Source organism: Photobacterium sp. (genome assembly GCF_057456235.1).
In genome coordinates this window covers 146,475-165,226 of sequence record NZ_JBVCPH010000003.1, presented here as the reverse complement: position 1 = coordinate 165,226, position 18,752 = coordinate 146,475, and the positions used below count along the sequence as shown (strand labels likewise).

The following is an 18,752-nucleotide window of genomic DNA, read 5'->3' as shown; positions in this document are numbered from 1 at the left end:
AAAGTATATCAGCTTTCGTGAGCCACATCACTATGAATAATGACTGTTTATCGGTCTTTGTAAATCAAACAATGGCTTACTACATGCCGCACTATGAGGTGGAAAGTATTCGATGTAGGAAGAACTAGCTGTTATTTGGCTGTGGTGATAAATGACAAATTTCAGTGGTGACGTAGATATCTGCATTAGTCTTTTCGGTTCATACCTGATTAGCATGTTTGCCCGCTGTCGACATGATCTGAATTTTTGCTACTCATACTGCAGAATACCCATACACACACGATGCGCTCATGGATGCATATTGGCTTGTTTTGTATTCTTTCTGGATGAATCTCTTTTTATTCGTGATCTGGTAGGCTTGTATGCAAATCTATGAAAAGTGCCCGTCTTGTAATGAAGATGTTGTATTTAATCAAATACACAGAAATTTGATAGAGAAAGCGTTTCGAAAAGAATACCTTAAATATAAGTGTATGAATTGTTCGGCTGAAATTCTTTCTCACCGCACTCACCGAGACATAAGGCTTCATCGAGATGGAGCCATATGTCTTGATGAGTAAGAGCTCCACGGCAATACATCAAGTGAATGGATTAGCTTTTCTTTTGACAAGAACAAGTCTGTTCAGATAAAGAAAAAGCGAGCCAAAGGCTCGCCAGTTTTTAATTATTCTGTCGATGACTACGACTTATTCCCAATCAAGAATAACTTTGCCAGACATGCCAGAACGCATGATGTCAAAGCCCTGCTGGAAATCATCAATCTTGTAGTGATGCGTGATAATTGGTGTTAAATCCAGACCAGACTGAATCAAGCTTGCCATTTTATACCAGGTTTCAAACATCTCACGACCATAAATGCCTTTGATAATCAAACCTTTAAATATCACCTGATTCCAGTCTACCGCCATGTCTGATGGTGGAATGCCCAGCAGTGCAATTTTACCGCCGTGGTTCATGTTTGTTAACATGCTGTTGAATGCCGATGGTACGCCAGACATTTCTAGCCCCACATCGAAACCTTCGGTCATTCCCAGTTCAGCCATCACATCTTCAAGCTTCTCTTCCGCGACGTTAACCGCACGAGTCACACCCATTTTACGAGCGAGATCCAGACGGTACTCGTTCACATCCGTGATAACAATGTGGCGGGCACCAACGTGCTTAGCGACAGCTGCTGCCATGATACCAATTGGGCCAGCACCGGTAATGAGCACGTCTTCGCCCACTAGATCGAACGACAGCGCCGTATGAACAGCGTTACCAAACGGGTCAAAGATAGATGCCAGATCGTCAGAAATGCTGTCCGGGATCTTAAACGCATTAAATGCCGGAATAACCAGATATTCAGCAAATGCACCTTCACGGTTAACACCCACACCTGTCGTATTACGGCACAGGTGTGTACGACCACCGCGACAGTTACGGCAATGGCCGCATGTAATATGGCCTTCGCCAGATACGCGGTCACCGATAGCAAAACCGCGGACTTCCTGGCCGATGCCGACCACTTCACCGACATACTCATGACCGACAACCATCGGTACCGGTATGGTTTTTTGTGACCATTCATCCCAGTTGTAGATATGGACATCAGTACCGCAAATCGCTGTTTTCTTGATGCGGATAAGTAGATCATTATGGCCCATTTCAGGCTTGTCTACTTCAGTCATCCAGATGCCTTGTTCTGGCTTTAGTTTTGATAGCGCTTTAATTTTCATTATTTGATAATCCCCATCTCTTTGCCCACTTCGATAAACACGTCTATTGCGCGATCTAGTTGCTCAGGTGAATGAGCAGCAGACATTTGAGTACGAATACGCGCCTGACCTTTTGGTACGACAGGGAAAGAGAAACCGACAACGTAGATACCTTTCGCCAGGGCACGTTCTGCAAATTCTGCAGCGACTTTCGCATCACCCAACATAATTGGAATGATTGCATGATCTGCACCAGACAGTGTGAAGCCGGCCTCCGTCATACGGGTACGGAAGTGCGCTGAGTTTTCCCATAGACGCTTACGCAGGTCACCACTTTCAGCAAGCAGATCGATAACACGAATTGATGCAGAAACAATCGCAGGAGCCACTGAATTCGAGAACAAGTACGGACGCGAGCGCTGACGTAACCAATCAATCACTTCTTTCTTGCCAGACGTATAACCGCCCGAAGCACCGCCCATCGCTTTGCCCAATGTGCCTGTAATGATGTCGATGCGATCCATTACATTATGGTGCTCGTGTGTACCTCGGCCATTTTCGCCCATAAAGCCGACTGCGTGTGAATCATCGATCATCACCAGCGCACCGTACTTATCTGCAAGATCACAAATTGCCGGAAGGTTAGCGACAACGCCGTCCATCGAGAAGACACCGTCGGTAACAATCAGTGTATGGCGAACGCCCGCTTCTTTAGTTGCAATCAGTTGCGCTTCAAGCTCTGCCATATTGTTGTTGGCATAACGGAAACGCTTGGCTTTACAAAGGCGAACACCATCGATGATAGAAGCATGGTTTAAGGCGTCAGAGATAATAGCGTCTTCAGGGCCTAAGATTGTTTCGAACAGGCCGGTATTAGCATCAAAACAAGAGGTGTACAGGATCGTGTCTTCAGTACCCAGAAAGGTTGACAGTTTTCGTTCTAGTTCTTTGTGAGAATCCTGAGTACCACAGATGAAACGCACCGATGCCATGCCGAAGCCATGTTCATCCATACCCGCTTTTGCCGCTTTGATCAGTTCAGGGTGATTGGCTAAACCAAGGTAGTTGTTCGCGCAGAAGTTCAGAACTTCTTCACCAGTATCAACACCATCTTTGTTAAGGATAGAAACAGCCGCTTTTTGCGCTGACGTAATGATACGCTCAGACTTGTATAAACCCTCAGCTTTTACGTCTTCAATTTGCTGGTTGATTTGGTCGTAGAATGCAGCAGACATAGTGTTCCTCACATTTATTATATTTTTGGGAAATAGCTATCCAGCGAGTTGCTCTGTTAACGAATGATAGACCACGCTAACAAAGGTGCTTAACGCTCATCAATATGATGATTAGCTAATAAATCGTGCAATTAACGCTTCGTTTAACTTTAAACATTCTAATTCAAGGGCATTACAACTATTATCCCCTCACGTGGAAAATGATTATTGAATCTGAGGCACAAATCCGTGGACACTAACAGACTTATTGCATTAATGCCTGACCTTGCGGTCTTTATCATTGTTGTCGATGAAGGCAGTTATACCGCTGCCGCAAAGAAGCTTGGTGTCACGCCATCTGCGATTAGTAAACAGATTTCACGCCTCGAGCAGTCTCTTTCGGTCAAGTTAATTGAACGCACTACCCGTAAGTTAATGATCAGTGAGTCGGGCACTAAAATATACGAACAGTGCAAAGTCATGACCAATGCTGCTAAGCAGGCCGTTGAAATTGCAAATTTCGAGCATACCATTCCGTCTGGCATGCTTACCGTCGCCGCGCCGAAAGCCTTTCTGAGTATAGTCTTACAACCCTTAGTGACACCTTTCCTGAACCAATACCCCTATATTCAGCTAAAGCTAAAAGCCTCAGATGGTGAGATTGATATCCTTTCTGAAGGTATTGATGTTGTCTTTCGTTTAACAGAACGCCCTTCAGAAGCCTTGGTGAATAAGAAGATAGGTAAAGTCAATCTAGCCTTGTGTGCAAGCCCCGATTACCTTGCTCAACGAGGCGAGCCGCAAGTGCCAACCGATCTGCTTGATCACGATTGTATCTACCTGGGAGAAACCGCCACCGACCATATTTGGGACTTAGTCAAAGACGATCAATTCCATACGGTGAGTGTCACGGGACGCTATGCGGTGAACCACTCCCAGATGCGTTTGAAAGGCGTTAAAGACGGTTTAGGCATTGGTATTTTTCCTGATTTTGTGATCAAAGAGGCACTGGAAAAAGGCACGGTCAAAGAAGTACTGAAAGACTGGACGATCAAAGGCAATTATCAAGGCGATATCGCCCTTCAATTTGCCCAGACTAAGTACATGCCAGCCAGGCTGCGTGCATTTATCGATTATATCTCTGAGCATCTTTCTCAGTAACCGCGGGTAAAGCATCATCCACCCGTGGTAGTGGTTTGGGGATACATGAGCTCAAATCCGCTCAAGGTGTGATTGTGTCCGAGTCGATGCCGTCTTTAGCAGTCAGTTGGCACACTCTCACTTTCAAACAGGCTGACGTCCCTACGCCTGCCACCCTACTCCTTTCTTTTTTTGATCGAGGGTGAGTTTCTTGTCTTCAAAAGTTGCTAAGTTATAGAGGAATCAATTGATCATCCAATAGCTGAAACAGGCAGAGATAATAACAATGAAAACGCCCTTTCTTTACCACGGCCAGGATAACCACTGGCTTGCTCCTACTTCACAAAGCCTGAAATTAACGTTAGTCAGTGAAGCCGGCACCTTGATTTCTGCGATCTTTATTCGCTGCGAGCCTGATAATGAAGAGCAGTTGATCGACATGGAGCGTGGAGAAGTCAAAGGCCGCCTTCAATACTGGCATGGTGATATACCATTAAATCAAGACAGAGCCACGACTCACTACTGCTTCAAAGTAATGCAAAACAGTCGGCAATGGTGGCTCCACGGCTGTGGGTCTTCTCCTCGAATTCCTGGCAGAGAAAGCCATTTCAAATACAACCGTGAAGAACAACCACCAGCATGGGTAAAACAGCAAGTTTTCTATCAGATCTTTCCAGACCGTTTTGCCAACGGTGAACCTGAGATCAGCGTTAAATCGGATGAATACTGTTTACTGGGAGATAAGCGCCCGACCATCGCAAAAAATTGGGGCGATCCGGTATCCGATCACAATGCTGATGGCCCGACTGAGTTTTATGGCGGCGATCTACAAGGGATCCAGAACAACATTGATTACCTCCAGGATCTCGGCGTCACTGCCCTGTATTTGAATCCGATATTTACCGCGCCGAGCAACCATAAATACGATACAACCGATTATCGCAATATTGACCCGCATTTGGGCACTAACGAACAATTTTCGGAGATGGTTAACGACCTTCATAACCGTAAAATGAAAATCGTGCTGGATGCCGTTTATAACCATACCTCGGTCAATCATCCGTGGTTTGATATGTACCAGCACAACACTCAAGCGCAGGGATCTGGAGCCTATAATCATCCGGATTCAGTTTTTCGTCATCATTACCAGTTCAGCGGCGATTCGAATCAATATGTCGGCTGGAATGGCATATCGACACTGCCTAAACTCAATTTTTCAAATCCGGATGTTCAGAATTATATTTACGCCGGAAAAGATGCCGTTATCAAACATTGGCTGAGCCCACCTTACAATATCGATGGCTGGCGGTTTGATGTTATTCACATGCTAGGTGAAGGGGCCGGTGCGGCGAATAACGCCCATTATGTGAAAGCATTCCGCGAGGCCGCCAAATCGGTAAACCCTGAATGTTACGTACTGGGCGAGCACTTCTTTGAGGCGTCAAACTGGCTGCAAGGGGATCAAGAAGATGGTGCCATGAACTACTACGGTTTTGCCCACCCGGTTCGCGCTTTCTTCGCCAAGCAAGATATTGCCTATCACCCTTGCCAGATAGATGCCCCTGAACTGATGGATTGGTTAAACGAGGCACGTACTAAACTGCCCTGGTTAAACCAGCTTGCGCAACTGAATCAGCTCGACAGCCATGACACTATGCGTTTCCTGACGATGCTTGGTGACGATCATGAAACCATGCACCTTGCACTGCTAATGTTGTTTGCTTATGTTGGTACACCCTGCCTGTATTACGGCACGGAGGTTGGTTTGCAAGGCGGTCAGGATCCCGACAACCGCCGATGTTTCCCGTGGGAGCGTACGACAAAGCCTCATTCGACCTTTGCCTACCTTCAACAGTTAATCGGTCTGCGCAGATCCTCTTATGCGTTACAGCAAGGCAGCGTGCAATGGTTGTTGGCAGAGAATCAGCACTTTGCGTTTGCTCGAACATTCAACGACGAAAATATGATTTGTCTGATCAACAACAGTGACAATGCCAAAACCCTGCACTTACCGGTGTGGCAGCTCGGTATTGAATCCGGCTCACTGAAAGACTGCCTGACAGATGATGAGTGGCAGGTAAAAGACGGTTCACTGGCCATCACACTGGCAGGTAAAGAAGGTTTGTTGCTGTCGAGTTCCTGGGGTTCTTGCACTTCTGATTATTGACTTACAATCACAATGGCTGAAATTAACGTCAGCCATTGACTGATTAGCCTTTCCATCTTGATCCCTTCCGTTTACATTGGTTGGTATTTATAGGGAGTTTCTACTCCCTTGTTATGACTGAGGAAGTTATGGGTCTTGAACGTTATATAGGCATTATGTCTGGTACCAGCATGGATGGTGTCGATACAGTTTTAGTTGAAATTGACGGCACTGATATTCGTTTGCTCGGTGAGCATTCGTTTCCTATGGATGCCAGCCTGAAACAGGCCCTGCTTGATATTTGTTTGGGCCAGCCAACGAATCTTCAAACTATTGGTGAACTTGACCATCGTTTAGGTCACTTATTCGCCGATGCTGTATTAGCGTTACTGACAAAAACAGCCACCTCAGCCAAATCAGTCAAAGCCATTGGTTGTCACGGACAAACGGTATTCCACTCGCCCGAGACTCAGTACGCCTTTACCATGCAGCTAGGTGATGCCAACATCATTGCTGCCAAAACCAACATCACGACGGTTGCCGATTTTCGGCGTAAAGATATGGCGTTGGGCGGTCAAGGAGCACCACTCGTTCCCGCATTTCATCAACAACTCTTTCATGATCCCGCCCTTACCCGAGTTATTCTCAATATTGGTGGCATTGCCAATATCACCGTTTTGGCACCAGACCCCCCCGTTACAGGTTTTGATACCGGGCCCGGCAATATGTTAATGGATGCATGGATCAATAAGCATAAAGATTTGCCCTATGATGAAAATGCACAATGGGCAAAGACCGGTGCAGTGAATCAGCCCCTGCTGGAACAGCTGCTTAATGACCGGTATTTTCAGCTGGCCCCTCCAAAAAGTACAGGGAGAGAGCTCTTCAACTTGCTATGGTTAGAGCGGCATCTCGCCGACTTTATTCTTCTCCCTGAGGATGTACAGGCCACATTAGCGGAATTTACTGCCGTAACCATTGCCAACGATGTAAGAAAACAGAGCCCGGGAGAGCTGTTGGTCTGTGGCGGCGGGGCTCACAACCCACAATTGATGCAGCGATTGAATGAATTATTACCCTATTGGGATGTACTGACAACGGCAGATCGGGGCGTTGATATCGATAACATGGAAGCCATGGCTTTTGCCTGGCTCGCCTGTCGAACACTACATAACCAACCCGGAAATCTACCAGAAGTTACAGGTGCCAGTAAGCTAACCACTCTGGGAGCGATTTACCCGGCATAATCGATCAGATACCTCGATCCTCATATCCAATCACCTTGCCCAAACCGTAAACATGGATTGGGCTTCTTTTTCTGTATCCAGATCTGTTTTTTAAACTGCAACCGTATGATGATTACAGTGAAAATGACTCATCAGTTAAAAAACATTAAGAATCATTAAAAATTAAGTTTTCTGATCATCACTATTAAATAGCTGGATCCTGCTATTTATATGCCGATTATGACCCATTTATGCCCGCCAAGATCACATTTATAAGTCATTAATTTTGCTAGGAGAAAAACGACGCAAACGTTACACTTCCGCCACATAAAAACAACAAGATTCCTTAGTAAAATTTTATCCAACTTCTCCCTGTAACTGTTTAGCTTGACGCTATTTTATGCCATAGCAAAGACATGAATAGTTACCAAAACGTGAAAGGTGCTAAGTAATAATGAGTCCGGAAAAATACCTTCTTGATTGGCAAACGAGCCAAACGAATGCAGAATCCATCTCACCACTTCTTGGTCAGCTATACCGGCAAAAAGGCGTTGAAGTCCTTTTGTTTGGTCGCCAGTTAGTTAATGCTTCTACCATCGACATTATCAAAGCACACCGTGTTGCTCGTCGCTATACCGGGGAAACTTTATCTCCAACCCAAACCCTTCCTCTCATTAAAGCGCTAGCCGCACTTGACCTGTCTCCTTGTCGAGTTGATATTGGCCAGTTAGCCTATGCATATTGGAAAGATCAAGACGAAGAGTACGGCGTAAATGACTTTTTGCAGACCGCACTGACAGAGTCATTGAGTAGCACGCAATCTGTTGAACCCCGTGATGTGGTACTTTATGGCTTTGGTCGTATTGGCCGCTTACTGGCTCGCCTCCTGATTGAAAAGAGCGGCCAGGGTTATCCGCTTCGTCTGCGTGCCGTGGTGGTACGTGGTGGCAAACATGGCGACTTAGAAAAACGTGCGAGCCTTTTGCGCCGGGATTCTGTTCATGGCCCATTCAATGGCAGTATTACTGTTGATGAAGATCGCAAAGCCATCATCGCTAATGGTAACTTCATTCAAATCATCTATGCGAACAGCCCTGCCGATGTTGATTACACTGCCTATGGTATCAATAATGCGTTAATCGTAGATAACACCGGCATTTGGCGGGATAGTGAAGGGCTAAGCCAACACCTTGCCAGCAAAGGGGCTGAAAAAGTACTGCTTACCGCGCCGGGCAAAGGCGATATCAAAAACGTTGTCTTTGGTGTCAATGAATCGGTTATCCAGGAAGATGACAAGATCATCTCAGCCGCAAGTTGTACCACCAATGCCATCACACCGGTTCTAAAAGCGGTCAATGATAAATACGGCATTACATCCGGCCATGTTGAAACGGTTCACTCGTTTACCAATGATCAGAACCTGATTGATAATTTCCACACAGGTGATCGACGCGGGCGTTCCGCATCGCTTAACATGGTATTGACTTCAACCGGTGCTGCCAAAGCCGTCGCCAAAGCGCTGCCTGAGCTTTCAGGAAAGTTAACCGGCAACTCCATTCGCGTACCAACGCCAAACGTATCAATGGCCGTTGCTAACCTGAATTTAGAATCGGATGTTTCCGCTGACGAGCTAAACCACTACTTACGTAACATGGCACTGGCATCGCCACTGTCTGGTCAGATTGACTTCACTGAATCGACCGAAATCGTATCCAGTGACATAGTCGGCTCCCGCCATGCAGGTGTTGTTGATGGCGTAGCGACCATAGCGCAGGACAACCGTTGCGTACTGTATATCTGGTATGACAATGAATTCGGCTACAGCTGCCAGGTGGTTCATTGTATGGAACAGATGATGGGGGTTCGTTATAAGACCTACCCCATGCTTAAGTAACTTTTAAGCGATAACAAACTCTTGTTCTTTGCCGCCTTTGATCACAAGGCGGCTTTTTTATCTCTCATAATCATGTCACTTTCATCATGTCACTCTCATAATTAACAACAAAGACCACAGTGCGGCCTTGACCTTATTTTCCACTGTAAAAAATGTCACCTCTCACAAGCTATCAGTGATATCAGACGCAGATATATCATGCTGACAAATATATTATTCCCCGTGTTATTGAGTTCGCACTGTACGCCCCGCATACTCGCCTCGATTCATACTCAATCAAGCATGAATTAAATCAATAACATACCAGAATCACTTGCTGGTATTCGGGGCTGAGTCCTCAACGGAATCTAAGCGACTCTCAAATCAAGAAAGGATCAAAAATGAAATTAAAAAAAACCGTTCTGTCTACGTTGTGCACCGCGACAATTTTAGCAAGCTCAATGGCTGCTCAGGCTGCGCCTAAAGGTACGATTTACCTAACATTTGATGACGGTACAATCGATGCAACGATCCCAATCGTTAAGATCATGAATGAGGCAGGTGTAAAAGGGACGTTCTACGTGAATGCCTGGCACCTAGATGGGATTGCCGATGAAAACGAAAGCAAAGCACTTGAAGCACTGCAGCTGCTGTTAGATACAGGGCATACTGTTGCCAACCACAGTTATAATCACATGGTGCACAACTGTGTCGAAGAATTTGGCCCTAATAGCGCTGCCGAGTGTAACGCTACCGGTGACCACCAGATAAACTCTTACCAGGATCCAGTCTACGATGCATCAATGTTTGACAAGAACGTCACTGTAATTGAGTCATACATTCCAAATGTAAACAGCTATCCAAACTATAAAGGTGAAAGCCTCGCTCGCCTGCCTTACACCAATACCTGGCGAGTAGCCAAAGATTTCAAGAGTAATGGCTTATGCGCAACATCAGATGACTTCAAGCCTTGGGAACCAGGATACGTCTGCGATCCTGAAAACCCATCTAACAGTGTTAAAGCTTCCCTCGAAGTTGCCGAAATTTTGGCCAATAAAAACTACCAATTCCATGGCTGGGATGTCGACTGGGCACCGGAGAACTGGGGTATTGCCATGCCGGCAAACAGCTTGACAGAAGCCGATGCCTTCTTGGGTTATGTTGAAGCAACGTTCAATACATGTGCGCCAACAACAATCGAGCCGGTCAACTCAAAGTCGCAGACTTTCCCATGCGGTACTTCTTTGCATGCTGACAAGTCGATTGTCCTGACTCATGCATTCCTTTTTGAAGATGGTAAGCGTGGCATGGGGGCAACTCAAAACTTACCTAAGCTGGCTAAGTTTATTAAAATCGCAAAAGAAGCAGGATACGTCTTTGATACATTAGACAACTATGCACCGGTATGGGCTGTAGATACTGCATATGCAGCCGGTGATTATGTTACTCACCAAGATACTATCTATAAAGCCGTAAATGCACATACAGCACAAGCTGACTGGGCTCCTTCTTCTACATCTACCCTATGGGTTAATAGCATGCCAACAACGGTATGGACGGTAAATGTAAGCTATAACGACGGTGATGTTGTTAGTTATATGGGTAAGCGTTATGTTGTTAATGCTGCTCATACTTCTCAAGCAGCCTGGACACCAAGCACAGAGCCGACACTATTTACTCAGCTTTAATCGCTTATAGATAGTTCTTTGTTGCAAACAAAAGCGTGAAGGTTAACCTTCACGCTTTTCAGTTTGTTACTAAGCACAATGTTCGCAGTCAGAAAGCGAAAATTGCATAGCTGCCTTCTATTTTAGGCTGTTTTGTTTTTCCCTAAATGTACCCAGGTTTCAACTACGGTATCCGGGTTCAGCGAGACCGAGTCAATACCTTGTTCCATCAACCAATCAGCCAGATCTTCATGATCCGATGGTCCTTGTCCACATATACCAATATACTTACCCGCCTTTTTCGCCGCTTGAATCGCCATCGACAGCAGGGCTTTAACTGCAGCATTACGCTCATCAAACAGGTGGGCAATATCACCAGAGTCCCGATCTAAACCCAGGGTCAATTGAGTCATGTCGTTAGAGCCAATCGAGAAGCCGTCAAAGTACTTCAGGAAGTCATCTGCCAGAATTGCGTTCGATGGCAGTTCACACATCATGATCACTTTCAGGCCATTCTCACCGCGACGTAAATCAAACTTCGCAAGCAAATCGATGACTGATGCCGCTTCACTCACAGTTCGCACAAATGGGATCATGATTTCAACATTCTTTAATCCCATTTTCTCGCGTACACGTTTAATCGCTTCACACTCAAGCGCAAAACAATCCTGGAACTGCGGCGAGATGTAACGAGAAGCACCACGGAAGCCAAGCATCGGGTTTTCTTCTGTAGGTTCAAAGCAACTGCCACCGACCAGGTTACTGTACTCATTCGACTTAAAGTCAGACATACGCACAATCACACGCTTCGGCCAGAAGGCAGCAGCAAGGGTTGAAATCCCTTCGGTGAGTTTCGCTATGTAGAACTCTACCGGGCTGTCATAACCCACAATGCGACGGTCGATTTCAGCTTTAAGCTCTGCCGACTGCTGGTCATAATTTAACAGTGCTTTCGGGTGAATTCCGATCATCTTATTGATGATGAACTCCAGACGCGCCAGCCCTACCCCTTCATTTGGAATACAGGCAAAATCAAATGCACGGTCAGGGTTACCGACATTCATCATCACTTTAAGGGGCAAATCAGGCAGATTGTTAACTGAAGTGCGGCGCACTTCAAAGTCAAGCTCTCCTTCATACACAAAACCCGTTTCGCCCTGGGCACAAGAAACCGTAACCTGTTGACCTGTCGACAGTCTGGCTGTCGCCGAAGCACAACCCACAACAGCCGGAATGCCTAATTCACGCGCAATGATTGCAGCATGGCAAGTACGACCACCGCGGTTTGTCACAATCGCCGACGCTTTTTTCATGACCGGTTCCCAATCAGGGTCAGTCATATCAGCCACCAGCACATCACCTTTTTGTACCTGATCCATTTCACTCAAATCAGAGACAACACGGACTTTGCCCGTACCGATCCGCTGACCGATCGCACGGCCTTCGATTAAAGGCGTGCTTTGAACGTTAAGGTGAAAACGCTCCATCACCTGCTGATCATCTCGAGAGCGAACCGTTTCAGGGCGTGCCTGCACAATTAACAGCTCACCGGTCACACCGTCTTTAGCCCATTCGATATCCATCGGGCGACCATAGTGTTTTTCGATGATCAATGCCTGCTCGGCAAGGGCTGAGATTTCTTTGTCTGTTAACGAAAACTGGTTACGTTCTTCATCTGACGTATCAACAATCTCAACTTGGGTCCCCAAGGCAGTGCCTTCGGAATAAACCATTTTGATCAGCTTTGAGCCGATAGTACGACGAACCACCGCAGGATTTCCGGCTTGTAATGTTGGCTTATGAACATAGAACTCATCAGGGTTAACTGCACCCTGAACCACCATTTCACCTAATCCCCATGAAGAAGTAATAAAGACAACCTGGTCAAAGCCTGACTCAGTATCAAGCGTAAACATAACCCCAGACGAGGCTTTGTCGGAGCGTACCATGCGCTGAATACCAGCAGACAAGGCCACGCCTTCATGATCAAACCCCTGATGCACACGATAAGAAATAGCACGATCATTGAACAGTGACGCAAATACATGCTTTACCGCTTCAATAACCGACTCAATACCACGAACATTGAGGAAGGTTTCTTGCTGCCCGGCAAACGATGCATCCGGCAGATCTTCTGCTGTGGCCGATGAACGAACAGCGACTGACAGTTGGTCATCACCGCTACCCAGTTCAGCATAAAAATGTCTGATGTCCTGCTCAAGCTCTGCCGGTAAAGGCGCGTCCAGAACCCAATTACGGATGGTTTCACCCGCCGCTTTCAACGCATTGACATCATCTACATCAAGCGTGTCGAGAAGACCATAAATACGTTTGTTTAAGCCGTCAGCTTCTAGAAATTGGTTAAATGCGTACGATGTTGTCGCATATCCATTAGGCACTTTCACACCGGCGTTGGCTAAATTGGCAACCATCTCACCCAGTGAAGCATTCTTTCCACCCACTTTATCAACATCATTCATTGATAAAGCATCGTACCAAACAACGTTCTGTTGCACGGTCAATCTCCTTGTTTTTGGATTTAGCATTAAATGTGGGCAAGATCTCAACGACAACGATTGCGTTAGCAGTTAAAAAAATACTGCGTCACAATAGCCGGGCTGTTCCCCATACCCTATAAGGTTATTGTTATAAGTATTAATGTAGCCAACCTTACAGAATAATTTTAAGGATTCAACTTTATATGCAGCGCAAATCTAATTTTCGTGATGTATTTTACATTTCTGATGCCACAGCGATTACTTCTGAGACACTCGGACACGCTATTTTGGGGCAGTTTCCTATCGAAATTCATCAGACAACCCTCCCCTTCATTGAAACAAACGAACGGGCATTTCAGGTTAAAAACCTTATCAATCAATCATATGAATCCACCGGCGTAGAACCTCTTGTCTTTTATTCGATTGTATTACCTGAAGTGAAAGCAATCATTGAACAAAGTCAGGCACATTTTTACGATGTTCTTAACGTACTGGTTGAGTCATTAAAAAACGATTTACAACTTGAACCGCAACCACAGTTACAACGTTCACATAGTATTAACAGAGATGCGGCAAGCTACCAGGATCGTATCGCCGCAATTGAATATACCTTAGCCCATGATGACGGGATTTCACTGAATAATCTTGATCAGGCCGATGTGATTTTACTGGGGGTATCCCGCTGCGGTAAAACCCCAACCAGCCTGTATTTGGCCATGCAATTTGGCATTCGTGCCGTCAACTATCCTTTCATAGCGGAGGACATGGCAAGCTTGAAGCTGCCTGCAGTTATTGAGCCATACCGCTATAAAACCTATGGCCTGACCATAGATGCAGAACGGCTGGTTGCCATTCGCCATGAGCGCTATGCCAATAGTGATTACGCCAGCAGACAGCAATGTGAAAGTGAATTAAATAAAGTTGAAGCCATGTTTCGGCGTGAAGCCATTCCTTACCTCAACACATCGTCGCTGTCAGTCGAAGAAATCTCGACTCGCTTGCTGGATATCAGCGGTTTAAAACGGAAAATGTGCTAGTGGTAAACATCTTTTTCTTTTAAAAACAAGTATCACGTACTGACCAGAACCGCTCTGATCATGACTGGCAGGATCAGAATAAAAGAGACTCATCGCGGGTACACCTATTGATGCAGCCCGCGATGGCAAAAGCCCCGGCATTATCGGTGCCGGGGCTTTTCATTTCGACTCGGCCTGAGATGCAGGCATCTCAAACAACGGGTCACAAACTTTATGCGTTACGCTGTCACAAACTGCTCTTGCTCTGACCTTTTAAGGAAAGCATAAGTCACACCGGTTAGCAGTGTGCCTGCCGCAATCGCAACCAGATACATCAGTACAGGGGTAATAGCATTTGGGATCAGCAGGACAAACAGACCGCCATGAGGTGCCATCAGCTTTGCGCCAAACAGCATAGACAGAGCACCGGTTAACGCACCACCCGCCATACAGCTAGGGATCACGCGCATCGGATCGCGAGCTGCAAACGGAATCGCACCTTCTGAGATAAAGCAAAGACCAAGCACGAAGGACGCTTTACCCGCTTCTGATTCACTTGCATTGAATTTATTTTTAGCCAGGAATGTTGCCAGCCCCATACCGAGTGCAGGTACCATGCCCGCCGCCATGATTGCGGCCATTGGCGCGTAAGTTTGTGACGCCAGCAAACCGACACCGAACGTATACGCCGCTTTGTTTACCGGGCCACCCAGATCGAAACACATCATACAACCCAGGGTAATGCCCAGCAGTACCGCGTTTGCAGAGCCCATATTGTTCAAAAACTCAGTCAAACTGGTCATAGCAGCCGCAACCGGACCGCCCACGATGTAAATCATGATAAGACCGGTGATCAGGCTCGCTGCCAGCGGAATGATCAGAATAGGTTTAAGCGCTTCCATCGACTGTGGTAACTGCACTTTATCGGCGATCAGCTTGGCGCTGTATCCCGCAAGGAAACCGGCAACAATACCACCAAGAAAACCGGCACCGATTGAACTTGCTAACATACCGCCAATCAAACCAGGTGCCAGGCCCGGACGGTCAGCAATCGAAAAGGCGATGAAACCGGCCAGAACAGGCACCATCAACGCAAACGCCGAACCGCCACCAATGGTCATCAGTGCCGCGGCCAGCGTACCTTCTTCTTTAAATGCTTCGATACCAAAGACAAAAGACAACGCAATCGCCAAGCCCCCCGCAACAACCAACGGCAGCATGTGTGATACGCCGGTCATCAAGTGCTTATAAGCCCCAATTTTCTCTTGCTTGTCTTCGCCAGAAGAAGCACTGCCTGCTTCATGCTTATAAACCGCAGCACTTGAAAACGCTTTATCCAGTTCTTGTGCGGTTTTCTTCAGTGCCAGACCGGTACTGGTTTTGTATAGTCTCTTACCATCAAATCGGGCAAGGTCGACGTCAATATCAGCCGCAATAACAACCAGATCAGCCGCTGCAATTTCTTCTGCCGTTAGCTGGTTTTTTGCACCCACAGAGCCGCGAGTTTCAACTTTAATCTCATGTCCCTGACGTTTACCCTCACCTTCCAGTGCTTCCGCCGCCATAAAGGTATGCGCGACACCAGTCGGACAGGCAGTAATTGCAACAATTTTCTTCTTCCCTGTTGCAACCACCGTTTCACCGACACCCTGCTGAGCTGCAGAAACGGATAGCACAATTGCTTTTTCTACTGCTTGTTGCAAATAAACTTTTGGCTCCGCAAAACAGTCAGTAACCTCTGACTGATAAACTTTTTTACCTACAAAGCGTGATTTATCAATTGCAGTACTTGCGGCAATAACAATGCAGTCTGCGGCTTTGATCTGAGCAGAAGTCAGAGACTTCACCGCTGTAACCGTTGACTGACATTCAATATCGACGTTCCATTTCAGTTCTGCTGCCGCTTTTTCTAATAGGCCTGCAGCAATGACGCTGTTTGCAATGCCACTGGGGCAAGCTGTTACGATTGCAATATTCATCTTGATACCCTCTGATCCTTGTTAGCACTTCACGTGATTGTTTGAACCGATCTTTTCAGTAAGATCTGATTTTGACAGTTGCACTCTTTCTTTCATCGCCAGCACCGTTTCAATATCTTCAACACCGACTCCAACTTGAGCCACCGCCAAAGCCGACAATGCCGTTGCGAAACGAAGAGTTTCTTCTCTGTTCCAGTGGTTGAGATGTCCCCAGCACATACCTGCCACTAATGTGTCACCGGCACCCACGGTGCTGACAACCTGCATTTTGGGTGGTTGCGAACGTAACCATCCTTTATCGCTCAGCCACATCACGCCTTCTGCACCTAAAGACACCACCACATTGGCAATTCCTTTTTGTAAAAGTTGTTCTGCAACTGCTGTACATTCCGCTTCTGACGTTAATTTACGCCCGGCCCAATCTGACAGCTCTTCATCATTAGGCTTTACCAACCATGGGTTTGCTTCCAGCCCGGCCGCTAATGCCGCTTTACTGCTATCAAACAACACTTGCTTACCCAATTGATGCAGACGAGATACCCAACTCGCACACATCTCAGGGGTAATACCGACAGGTAAGCTACCCGCGAGAACAAACACATCATGGCTTTCTACCAGTTCAAATAATGTTTGTTCGAAACGGATGATGTCGTCTTCAGATACCGCAACCCCCGGGAAGTTGATATCGCTAACCTGACCGGTTTGCTCTACCAATTTAACGTTGATGCGGCTTGCACCGTTAACACGAACAAACTTATCCGTTGCGCCCAGTTCTTCGAAAAGCTGGCAGAACGGTTCTTGGTTATCGGCACCTAATAAACCGGTAACGGTAACCTCTGCACCTAACTCGGCCAGTACTTTCGCTACATTTACGCCTTTACCTGCCGGATGCAAACTTCCTTTGTTCACGACGTTAACGGTTCCGGCCGTGAGCGTATGCAGGCTGCCGGTTAAATCCAACGCTGGATTTAGCGTAACGGTGACAACCTTCGGCTTATGTGTTGCTGCCTGGCAAAAAACAGGGGGATTTGAATCAGCCATTACTTACCCTCACCCAAGCCATCAGCGATTGCCTCGCCAATTGACGCCAATGCTAACTCAGCATCGTCACCTTGCGCGGTAAATTGCAGCTGATGGCCATGTTTGACACCCAGAGCAATCACCTTCATCAGGCTCTTTGCATTAGCCGGCTTGCCGTCACCACATAGGTTGAGCACCTGAATATTTGAATTGAATTTCTTCGCCACGCTCACCAGCATCGCACCAGGACGGGCATGCAGACCGTGTGAATTGCGGATTTTGAAGACTTCTGTCGCCCCCTCAATCGTCTCTTCAGTCAAAAGTGAAACCACCTTTTCTGCGGTTGTGGCAAACAATTTTTCTGATTCGTTTTTATAAAGTAACTGAGTTAAATATTCCAAGTTCTTCAGATGAGCCGCATTACACGCCGCAACCATCAATAGACCTTTAACTGGCTGTCCGTCTTCTGCAAAAGAATGCGACGGCGTAACAAAAGACATTGCCGTTTTCACCACATCTTTGTTACTTTTTGCCAGCCATAATCCTTGGCCGAGGTGAGTTGCACCTGAAGCAATCGCATCGGCGACACAACCGTTATCAGCAAACTTGCGGTTTTTGATCAGGCCGGCAGCAACGGCGGTTAACTGAATCAAATCTGTTGCCGGGAATGCCAGTTGAACCAGCCCGGTATCAAATTCCACTTCAAGCTGCTCATCTCCGTTTAAAATCGCAATGATGCCGTCAGCACTGTCGCTCAGCTTTAGTTTCTCTTCAACGCCATCAGCACAAAGCACTTTCGTTAATTGCTTCAGAATACCAAGGTGCTCATCAGATTTAGCCGCAATACCGATAGCCAGATAAACGGTTTGTCCATTGCCCCAATCCACACCATGCGGGAAATGATGGACCTTCACCCCCGTTTGCTTGACCAAACCACGTGTATCCGTTGTGCCGTGCGGGATCGCGATTCCATTACCGAGGAAAGTCGAGTTCTGAGCTTCACGAGCCAGCATTCCATTAACATACCCCGCTTCAACCAGCCCCTGGTTTGCTAAACTGACGGCTAACGCCTTTATCGCCGCTTGTTTATCAGGGGCGGCTTGTTTTAACTGAATATCGCTCTGTGATAGTGACAACATGAATTCACTCCATATGACAGTTTTCTGTCTTCTACTTCGGTCTTCTTTATGATGAACTCAAGATTCATCTCGACCCGTCGTTAAGTTATAAGTTTATGTAACAATCAAAGCTGAACCGATTCAGCTTTTTGGCAATT

Annotated in this window: 12 protein-coding genes; 6 read left to right on the top strand and 6 right to left on the bottom strand. The window is 46.5% G+C overall.

Annotated features, from left to right (window positions below):
• Window positions 1-686: 686 nt before the first annotated feature.
• Both tdh and AC2204_RS05145 read right to left on the bottom strand, forming a co-directional pair.
• Window positions 687-1,718: an L-threonine 3-dehydrogenase gene (tdh, locus tag AC2204_RS05150; RefSeq protein ID WP_318924416.1), complete on the bottom strand. Its 1,032-nt coding sequence runs from the start codon at window positions 1,716-1,718 to the stop codon at window positions 687-689.
• Complete coding sequence (locus AC2204_RS05145) at window positions 1,718-2,932, bottom strand: glycine C-acetyltransferase (RefSeq protein WP_318924415.1); 1,215 nt, start codon at window positions 2,930-2,932, stop codon at window positions 1,718-1,720. The genes tdh and AC2204_RS05145 overlap by 1 nt, the downstream gene beginning before the upstream one ends.
• 228 nt (window positions 2,933-3,160) lie before the next feature.
• On the opposite strand from AC2204_RS05145, the gene AC2204_RS05140 reads away from it, so the two are divergent.
• From AC2204_RS05140 to AC2204_RS05120, 5 genes are all read left to right on the top strand, one after another.
• On the top strand, window positions 3,161-4,072 hold the full coding sequence (locus tag AC2204_RS05140; protein WP_318924414.1) for a LysR family transcriptional regulator: 912 nt from the start codon (window positions 3,161-3,163) through the stop codon (window positions 4,070-4,072).
• Between the two features lie 265 nt (window positions 4,073-4,337).
• Window positions 4,338-6,218 (top strand): maltodextrin glucosidase, encoded by a 1,881-nt coding sequence (gene malZ / locus AC2204_RS05135; RefSeq protein WP_318924413.1) that lies wholly within the window; start codon window positions 4,338-4,340, stop codon window positions 6,216-6,218.
• Window positions 6,219-6,346: 128 nt separating this feature from the next.
• Window positions 6,347-7,444, top strand: coding sequence for an anhydro-N-acetylmuramic acid kinase (locus AC2204_RS05130; RefSeq protein WP_318924412.1), 1,098 nt, complete (start codon window positions 6,347-6,349; stop codon window positions 7,442-7,444).
• Window positions 7,445-7,877: 433 nt separating this feature from the next.
• Window positions 7,878-9,317, top strand: coding sequence for a glyceraldehyde-3-phosphate dehydrogenase (locus AC2204_RS05125; protein ID WP_318924411.1), 1,440 nt, complete (start codon window positions 7,878-7,880; stop codon window positions 9,315-9,317).
• A 380-nt stretch (window positions 9,318-9,697) separates the two neighbouring features.
• Window positions 9,698-10,984 carry a polysaccharide deacetylase family protein gene (locus AC2204_RS05120; RefSeq protein ID WP_318924410.1) on the top strand — a complete coding sequence of 429 codons (1,287 nt, stop codon included), beginning with the start codon at window positions 9,698-9,700 and terminating at the stop codon, window positions 10,982-10,984.
• A gap of 122 nt (window positions 10,985-11,106) precedes the next feature.
• Here AC2204_RS05120 and ppsA read toward each other — a convergent pair whose 3' ends face one another.
• Window positions 11,107-13,479, bottom strand: a complete 2,373-nt coding sequence (gene ppsA, locus AC2204_RS05115) for a phosphoenolpyruvate synthase (protein WP_318924409.1) — start codon at window positions 13,477-13,479, stop codon at window positions 11,107-11,109.
• Window positions 13,480-13,664: 185 nt separating this feature from the next.
• Here ppsA and ppsR point away from each other — a divergent pair, with 185 nt between their 5' ends.
• Window positions 13,665-14,498 (top strand): posphoenolpyruvate synthetase regulatory kinase/phosphorylase PpsR, encoded by an 834-nt coding sequence (ppsR, locus tag AC2204_RS05110; RefSeq protein ID WP_318924408.1) that lies wholly within the window; start codon window positions 13,665-13,667, stop codon window positions 14,496-14,498.
• Between the two features lie 218 nt (window positions 14,499-14,716).
• Here the strand turns inward: ppsR and fruA are convergent, their stop codons facing one another.
• Genes fruA through fruB form a run of 3 tightly spaced genes read right to left on the bottom strand, consistent with a single transcriptional unit; the run spans window position 14,717 to window position 18,615 of the window.
• The gene (gene fruA / locus AC2204_RS05105) at window positions 14,717-16,456 is read right to left on the bottom strand and encodes a PTS fructose transporter subunit IIBC (protein ID WP_318924407.1); all 1,740 of its coding nucleotides are present in this window, start codon (window positions 16,454-16,456) and stop codon (window positions 14,717-14,719) included.
• A 21-nt stretch (window positions 16,457-16,477) separates the two neighbouring features.
• A complete protein-coding gene (gene pfkB / locus AC2204_RS05100) occupies window positions 16,478-17,497 on the bottom strand; it encodes a 1-phosphofructokinase (RefSeq protein ID WP_318924406.1) in 1,020 nt (339 codons plus the stop codon).
• A complete protein-coding gene (fruB, locus tag AC2204_RS05095) occupies window positions 17,497-18,615 on the bottom strand; it encodes a fused PTS fructose transporter subunit IIA/HPr protein (RefSeq protein WP_318924405.1) in 1,119 nt (372 codons plus the stop codon). Before fruB ends, pfkB begins: the two co-directional genes overlap by 1 nt.
• Window positions 18,616-18,752 lie beyond the last annotated feature (137 nt).

Bases quoted from the DNA above. Each gene is read 5' to 3' on its own strand.
- AC2204_RS05120 (WP_318924410.1), top strand. From the start codon at position 9,698: ATGAAATTAAAAAAAACCGTTCTGTCTACGTTGTGCACCGCGACAATT.
- pfkB (WP_318924406.1), bottom strand. From the start codon at position 17,497: ATGGCTGATTCAAATCCCCCTGTTTTTTGCCAGGCAGCAACACATAAG.
- AC2204_RS05130 (WP_318924412.1), top strand. From the start codon at position 6,347: ATGGGTCTTGAACGTTATATAGGCATTATGTCTGGTACCAGCATGGAT.
- AC2204_RS05125 (WP_318924411.1), top strand. From the start codon at position 7,878: ATGAGTCCGGAAAAATACCTTCTTGATTGGCAAACGAGCCAAACGAAT.
- fruA (WP_318924407.1), bottom strand. From the start codon at position 16,456: ATGAATATTGCAATCGTAACAGCTTGCCCCAGTGGCATTGCAAACAGC.
- ppsR (WP_318924408.1), top strand. From the start codon at position 13,665: ATGCAGCGCAAATCTAATTTTCGTGATGTATTTTACATTTCTGATGCC.
- tdh (WP_318924416.1), bottom strand. From the start codon at position 1,718: ATGAAAATTAAAGCGCTATCAAAACTAAAGCCAGAACAAGGCATCTGG.
- fruB (WP_318924405.1), bottom strand. From the start codon at position 18,615: ATGTTGTCACTATCACAGAGCGATATTCAGTTAAAACAAGCCGCCCCT.
- AC2204_RS05145 (WP_318924415.1), bottom strand. From the start codon at position 2,932: ATGTCTGCTGCATTCTACGACCAAATCAACCAGCAAATTGAAGACGTA.
- malZ (WP_318924413.1), top strand. From the start codon at position 4,338: ATGAAAACGCCCTTTCTTTACCACGGCCAGGATAACCACTGGCTTGCT.